This window comes from Thiorhodococcus fuscus, from assembly GCF_042682685.1.
Taxonomy (GTDB): Bacteria; Pseudomonadota; Gammaproteobacteria; order Chromatiales; family Chromatiaceae; genus Imhoffiella; species Imhoffiella fuscus.
This window is the reverse complement of record NZ_JBHUHX010000043.1, coordinates 21,862-29,190: the sequence shown is the minus strand read 5'-3', so window position 1 is coordinate 29,190 and position 7,329 is coordinate 21,862. Positions and strand designations below refer to the sequence as shown.

Annotated in this window: 4 protein-coding genes; 3 read left to right on the top strand and 1 reads right to left on the bottom strand. The window is 58.9% G+C overall.

Annotated features, from left to right (window positions below; genetic code table 11):
* The coding region (locus tag ACFSJC_RS15110; RefSeq protein WP_386027881.1) for a beta strand repeat-containing protein at positions 1-4,104 on the top strand (4,104 nt) is incomplete at its 5' end.
* Between the two features lie 415 nt (positions 4,105-4,519).
* Here the strand turns inward: ACFSJC_RS15110 and ACFSJC_RS15105 are convergent.
* Positions 4,520-4,870 carry a hypothetical protein gene (locus ACFSJC_RS15105; RefSeq protein WP_386027880.1) on the bottom strand — a complete coding sequence of 117 codons (351 nt, stop codon included), beginning with the start codon at positions 4,868-4,870 and terminating at the stop codon, positions 4,520-4,522.
* 63 nt (positions 4,871-4,933) lie between these two features.
* Between ACFSJC_RS15105 and ACFSJC_RS15100 the strand changes: the two genes are divergently transcribed.
* Positions 4,934-6,580: a glycosyltransferase family 9 protein gene (locus ACFSJC_RS15100; protein ID WP_386027879.1), complete on the top strand. Its 1,647-nt coding sequence runs from the start codon at positions 4,934-4,936 to the stop codon at positions 6,578-6,580.
* 79 nt (positions 6,581-6,659) lie between these two features.
* Positions 6,660-7,091 (top strand): DUF6165 family protein, encoded by a 432-nt coding sequence (locus ACFSJC_RS15095; protein WP_386027878.1) that lies wholly within the window; start codon positions 6,660-6,662, stop codon positions 7,089-7,091.
* Positions 7,092-7,329 lie beyond the last annotated feature (238 nt).

The following is a 7,329-nucleotide window of genomic DNA, read 5'->3' as shown; positions in this document are numbered from 1 at the left end:
CGCGAGGCGCTGATCGCCAAGACGGGCGCTGCCGAGGAGTTCACCAGCCACCTTGACACCGTCGAGGAAAACAATGCCTATGCCGCCGACCCGTCCGACGCGGTCGACTGGCTTGCCGGCGTCACCGACGCGGACAGCGCCGCCGCCGCCTCGGGCACGATCGACGGTGTCATCCAAGAGATCGTCGATGGGGAAGTGAGCCCCGGTCAGACCTTCACGCTCACCACCGGTCAAGACGTTTCCGGTGTTCTGATCGGTTCCGACGGCACCACCAGCACCGACGGCAACGACACCTTCAATGCCGCGCCCTACAACCTGCTGGGTAATTACGCCAATACCCTGCAGAGCTTCGACGCGCTCGATGGCGGCAAGGGCGACGATGTCCTGAACATCTTCGTCGGCAGCAGCGGCGAGAACGCCTCCCAGGTCGGCACCGTTCAGAACATCGAAACCATCAATATTTACAACACCGAAGCAGCGGACAATTTGACTTACTTCTTCGGTGGGTCTGGCGGCTTCGATGCCTCCAAGTTCGTCGGCGCCCAGGAGATCTGGCAGATCGATGGCGCGACCAGTGTGGATAAGGTCGCCTCGGACAACACCCTGGGTTTCCGCAATCTGGACATCGTCGCCGAGAAGGCCAATCCTCAAATTCTGACGATCGACATGGCCGCCGGCGAGACCACGCTCAACGCCGTGTTGGATAACGTTACGTCGGCGGACGACGGCTCCGGGGATCAATCGGGTTTCGTGATGATGCAGGTCGATGGCGCCAACGTCATCAATATGTCCGGCGACTTCACCTACGAGTACGAAACGCCCTGCGGCAATATCGAGACGGCGGATGCCTATGCGCTATTGGCTGCCTCCGTGGCGTCCGGCGATACGCTGACGCTGAATACCGACATCGATGTTTCGTTGGTGCCAACGGAGGGTACTGATGGTTCTGGCGGCTTCAATTTCGAGGTGCTCGACGCTTCGGCCGGCGATGGCGCCATCTTCCTGACGACTGCCGGCACAGACGGTTCCGGTGCCATCCATACCGTTACCACGGGCGCGGGCGACGATGATATTAGCGTCAATTCGGATGCGAGCGCCGCGCAGGACGTGACCCTGGCGACCAACGGTGGTGATGATTTCGTTTGGCTTGATAACGATGGCTCCGGGGCGACCTCCATCGACCTCGGGGAAGGCGACAACAGGCTGACTATCGTCGATACCTCCAAGACCTTGGAGATCGCGGCGGGCGCTGGCGCTGACACGCTGCGCTTTGTCGGTTCTGGCGGCACGGGCTTCCAGGACATGGGCGCTGTTGAGACCACCTCGGTCGATGTGAACCTGGGGGCGGGAGACGACTCGGTCATATTCGACGACTTCGGCATGTCCGACCTCGGGGCGACCTGGGTGATCGACGGTGGCGAGGGCAACAATGACGTCACCTTGAATGTCGATGCGGACCAGGTCTTCCAGCCAACCGACTACACGGCCCTGACCGAGCGTCTGGTGAATTTCTCCGAGCTGACCCTGGTGGACCAGGGGGCGAGCGGTTCGGGTCAGACCTATATCGTCGATGCCGACCGCATGACCGGTTATGAGCGATTCGGGTTCAAGGACGGCGCCACGAGCGGTGGTGGCGACTATCGCATCCTCAATGTGGAGGATCAGGTCATCACGCTCGGCGGCCACGCCGATGGTTCCGGTTCCGGCGCGTCTTCCACGGTGACGGTGGTCGATGCCGGGTTCGAGGCCGCCAGCGGCACGACCGATCTGAGCCAGACCGGGATTGCGAACGGCGACAGCTACGATTCCGTGACCTCCTACGGCGGCACCGTTTCCGTGGGTGTCATGGGCGGCGATGCCTACGATCCGGCAACCGTCGTGGCCTATGCCGATGCGCTGGATCTGGAGGTCGCTGTCAATGGCTATGCGACGGCCGAGGGTGACTTCAAGACGCTGGATGTGGCGCTGAACTCGACCATTCTCCATGACAGCTCGTGCCCCGATGCCGATGAAACGGGTGTCTTCGGGTCCAATTTCGTGTTCCGTGCTCAGGACATGAAGACGGATAACAGCTCCAGTTATTCGACCCAGAAAGACTCCCCGACCATTCCGGCTGCGGAGTTGACCGCTCTTAACCTGTCGGGAACGGGTACGGCTGAGGTTGTGGGTGGCGGCAAGCTGGCCACCATCGATGCCTCCGGTCTGACGGCGATCGCTTGGGACGCTACCGACAAGAAGGTCGTGGCCGGCAGCGGCTTGACCTTTGCTACCCAAAACGTCGCGCTGGCCGAGACCATCACGTTGAGCGGCGGGCTGGATAGCATCACCTACGCCGAGACCAGCGACGGCTCCGGTGACTTCATCTTCGGCTCGACGGTGTTCAAGACGGATGTCATCAATGGCTTCACGCTGGTCGAGGATGCCGACGTGGCAGGGACCGTCGACAAGGCCCTGTCCGATAGCTTCAGCCTGGAGGGCGCTTATATGCTCGGCGGGCTGACCGCCAAGCAGAAGAGCGATCTTGCCGGCCTGTCTTTGGGCAACAAGCTCGATTATCTCGCCCAGTTGGGTGGTGGGGACAACGCGGCCTACATCTTCAGCGATTCCGGTAACACCTACATCTTCGGTGACATGGTCGAGAGCGGCAAGGTCAACGATACCGACCTGCTGGTGAAGTTCGCTGGCGGCGTGGACGAAGATCTGCTGGCGGATAGCTTGGGGGGATTCTTTAGCGCGAATGTGCAGGACGGCACCTTGAGCCTCATAGGAAATGCCGACTATTCGGTGGACAGCGCCTATCGTGGACCGATGGTGGTCGATCTTACCGCCGGCTCGGGCAGCGGTTCTTTAACGGACAGCACGCCTTCGGTGGCTCAGACGATTGATCTTGATGCTGATAGCGACGCATTGAGCACGGCGGTGAACGTCGATGCTTCTAGGTTGACGAACAGTGGGGTGGATGTGACCGGCGATAGCGGGGATAACGCCATTGCTGGGACGGCGACCTCCGATACCATCGACGGTGGTGACGGTAATGACACCCTCACCTATGCTGCGACGACGATTGCGGCCGGTATGTTCGGCTATGATGCAACGGCAGACGCGTTTACCGTCAAGGCCAGTGCTAGCGCAGTGGATTCCCTCGCGTCGGTCGAGTATGTCGTGGGTCAGGATGAGAGCGTTTGGACGCTTGGATCGGTGTCCGACTTGAATCAGGAACTCACCTATGCGGAGCCAACTTTCGGAGAGGTTGCCGACTATGTCGACGTCGTCAGCGGCAGCCTGGTGATTGGCGGGTCGGACAGCAGCGATCTGTTTTATGCCTCTAACGCTGTGACCTCGGGCGATCTCGTTTTCATCGGCAACGGTGATGCGGATTTCCTGTATACCGCAGGCTCGATGGCTGGCCCTGGAAAGACCCACCTACTGTTCGCCGGGGCCGCAACGGAGATGACCGATGGCGTTTATGCCGAAGGGGCCGACACGATTACGACCAACCTTGTGACGAACGATACGACCTTTGACCCGCCCGCCTTCGCGGATTTCACATCGCTGATGGGTCAGGGCCTTTCGCGTACAGGGGCCTTTGATCTCGCGAATATCCTGAAAGGTGGCCAGGCGGATGACATCATGGTTGCCAGTGAAGCCAAGGATGTCTTCTTGTATCAACCTAGCGCGCGGGATCAGGGCAGCGATGTCATCCATAGCTTCAATATTGGCGAGGACTTTATCGCCAGCTCAGAGAGGCTCACCAACCCAAATAACGATACGTTCGTGGATCTGTTCGCGACGGCGGCAGCGCAGGGAACGCTCACCGCTGAAGACTATGATTCAGTCAATGGCCATCGTATCGATGTCTCGGCCGAGGATCTTGGTTGGTCTCTGACAACGTTCGATGCGGCTGCTGGTACTGCAACCCTGCAGTTCACGGCGGCCGATGTGAATTTGACCTTGATCAACGACAATACGCAAACTAATGAGGATGGCTATACCGAGCTTGGGGGGACGATGGACTTCACGATTCAGCTGGTGGGTGTGCAGGGTCTGACGAGCGGTACCACCATAAGCGACTTCTTTGCTGCCGATCCTACGTACGTCCCTTGAAGCAAGGTGGGATGGGGCGAGTGACCATGGTATGAGGGGCGGTATTGGCACGGATGCCGATTGGTCGCTAAACCTATCGTGCTGCAACAGCAAGGGTTGACGTTTGAGCGCCCTCGGGAAACCGGGGGCGTTTTGTTAGGTGCAAGATTGAACGTTGACGTTGAAGTGGGGCGATGGATGCAGGGCTTCCATTGCTCCATTGCATTAAACGCTAGAGCCCGCCGTGCTGGGGATGTTGCTTGAATTCTGGCCCCTGGCCTGCAGGCGCCTGCGGTACACTCGTCCACCAGAGTTCGTATGGCCCAGGGACGCGATGGGGTCGCCCAATCTTCTCCAAGTGTTGATTGCGGCGACATTCATCATCTCAATATGAATCCGCGCCGGGCATGCTCTGTGTGCTGGTTTGCTCGAGACCTTATCCATGTACGTTTACGCTGTTGTCAAGGGGCGCGAGCTGTCGACCAGCCGCCTCAACAAATGGTTGCCCGGTTCGCCGGATCTGCGTCACCCGTCGATCGATCACCTCATGGTTGGCGCCCCTGGCGAGGCCGGGTTCTTGCGTAAGCAGATCGCGGCCGAGGTCGGCGAGGCAGACTTGACGGCTGCGATGAGTATCCTTGATGAGCGCCATGTCTCGGGCTTGCCCTTTTTTCCCGTGCGGCTGGGGCGGCATTCGCTCGGTGTGATAGCGCCTGGACGCGACTTCCTGCACGATCAGGAGTCGGCTCCTCTGGGGACGCAGTTGGACTTTTTGCGCCAGCGTCATTCCAAGCCTCATCTGCGTATCGCCATCGTCAACGGCTTCGGGGCGAATCTGGGTGATAACCTCATGGGATCCACCGCCTTGCGCCAGGCGGTGACTTGGATGCGCTCCCGGTTGCCGTCGGTTGCGATCGATGTGTTGTTCGGCATGAATTGCTCGGAAGCGGCGGAGGGTTTGCTGAGGATCGTTCCAGAGGTGGATCAGGTGTTCTTCTCGGCCTTGTCCTTGACCGAATTCTCTCGCTACGACGCCTATTTCGATTTCAGCAATCTCATCAACGCGCCGCGCTATGCGGAACTACCGGCGGTGGATTTCTATCTCTGGTGGCTGGGGCTGGATCCGGCGCAGGTTCCGTCCGAGGACAAGCGCAATCGGATTGACGTCCCCTTGATCGTTTGGCGCGAGGTTGCGGGTTTTCTGGCTTCCGCGCCAGGGCGGACGATCTTGCTCAGTCATCGCGCTTCGGTGCCGTTGCGCTCCATGCCGCTCGGCGTCGCCCAATCACTGGCGCGAGAGTTACTTGAACAGCACCCTGAACTCACTCTAGTGGTCGATTCCACGCTGGAAATGCAGCATTCCAGGCTGCTTGATCTGGATGGTCGTATCGACAGCGTGGACAAGCTCAAGGCGCTGATCGGGCAGGTCGATGGATTGATCGCGGTCGATAGTTTCGCTCAACACGTTGCCGATGCTACTGCTACGCCGACGCTGCTGTTGAGCGCGAGCATTCCTCTAACGCATTTTCCCTATTATCCGCATAGCGTGGGGCTGGTTCCTCCGGGCATGGATAAGTTGCCTGGCTGGGGGCGCCCCAAGGTCAACGAGGAGCAGTGGGCCGGTATGGCAGGCGAGTATCAGGCGGCTTGGGCGCGCCTGACTGCGGAGTCTGTGTGGCGGCCGCTGGAGCGGTTGCTGGGTGAACATCGGCAGCGCCTGCCGACCTTTCCCGCTCGGGTTGGCTTTACCTCGGCATTTTCGGGTGCGCGCTTGATGCGTGAGGAGCGCCAAGTCGATGGTAGCTTGCGGCTTGCGCATCGCTTTGAGTACGAATCCGAGACGTGGCGTGTGTCAACGGACTATGTGGAGCGTCTGGCTCGGCAAATACTGCGGCGTGGATGCCATGTCGTTCATGCCGGTACCGGTAATGGTAAGCTGACGCTGTCGCTATTGAATCTGGTCGGGCGCGAGGGTGTGCTCGCCGCGTTTGAGCCTCGGCGTCTCTATTTCCAGTCGTTGTGTGCCAATGCCTTGTTGGCGGGATGCGATGGGTTGTTGGCCTATCCCCATTTGCCCATCCGTCTTTCCCCTGAAGCCACCAAGGTGCCGCTCATTCCCGATCTGGACTTGCGTTCCTCGCATGAGGCGCGTCTGACTGGCAATAGCCGGCTCAGAGTGGCACCCGACGTTAAGCCGATCGATGCGCTTGAATGGCCAATCTGCCGCTTGCTGCTGATTCAGCCGCCGATGCCGGTGCCTGAGGTTTTGCAAGGAGCTGCGCGGCTGCTGGAGCGCGCGCGGCCCTATGTGTTGGTTGCGCCCTGTACGACTCAGGATCTTCCTGTTCTGAGCCGTACGTTTCAGCGCTATGGCTACGACTTGTGGCGTTTCGATAATCTGCCCGCATTGCCCGGTGGAGAAGCGGTTTCCTTGGCGTTGGCTTGTCCGTGTGGGGCTGATATCTCGCTCAGGGGATTCGAGCCTGTCGAGTCTTGACGCTTACTCTGCGTTCGTTTGATTGCGGCTAGTCGCGCATGTCGATTGCCTGCGTGTTTGACATCGTTAAGGAGAATAAATGAGGCATGAAAGAGTATGGCCGGATACCCCCGAGCTTCCTGTCTCTTGGGGTGAGGTTTTCGATAAGCTGACTATTCTGCAGATTAAGTTGGAGCGCTTGGTCGATGAAGAAAAGCTCACCAACGTGCGGCGTGAGCATGCGGCGATTATGTCCGTGATTGGCGACGTCGCTCGTTTTCCGTTGTCTTTGCCCGAATTGACTTCCTGTCTAAAGGATGTCAATGCCCGCCTATGGGAGGTCGAAGACGGCAAGCGCGATTGTGAACGCCGTCACTGTTTCGATGAGGAGTTTGTCGCGCTGGCGCGCGAGGTTTATTTCGAAAATGATCGGCGCGCAGCGATCAAGCGGAGAATCAACGATTTGCTGGGTTCCGCTATTGTTGAGGAGAAGTCTTATTCCCCTTATGCTGATCCGGCATGTCTGTCGTGAGTTGTGGCTGTTTCTTTCTGGGAGGCGATTGGGGTTTTGGTTTTCGCGTTCTTCGCCAACATGAATCCTCGTTGTGGATATGCTGCGATTATTTAATTTAAGAGTTAAATGTTGATGGTCTATGGGGCAATTAATCAGTTGAGAAATCCCCCGGCTTTGCCGGGGAGACCGTAGAAGTTTGACATTTACAAGAGTCCATCGGGGACACTCCCTAGCGTGAGCCGCCAAGCACACGTTT

Excerpts from the sequence above, each read along its gene's own strand:
- ACFSJC_RS15105 (WP_386027880.1), bottom strand. The coding sequence starts at position 4,870 with ATGACGCTGGCGCAAAAAGTCCAACTGCGTCCCCAGAGGAGCCGACTC.
- ACFSJC_RS15100 (WP_386027879.1), top strand. The coding sequence starts at position 4,934 with ATGGGATCCACCGCCTTGCGCCAGGCGGTGACTTGGATGCGCTCCCGG.
- ACFSJC_RS15095 (WP_386027878.1), top strand. The coding sequence starts at position 6,660 with ATGAGGCATGAAAGAGTATGGCCGGATACCCCCGAGCTTCCTGTCTCT.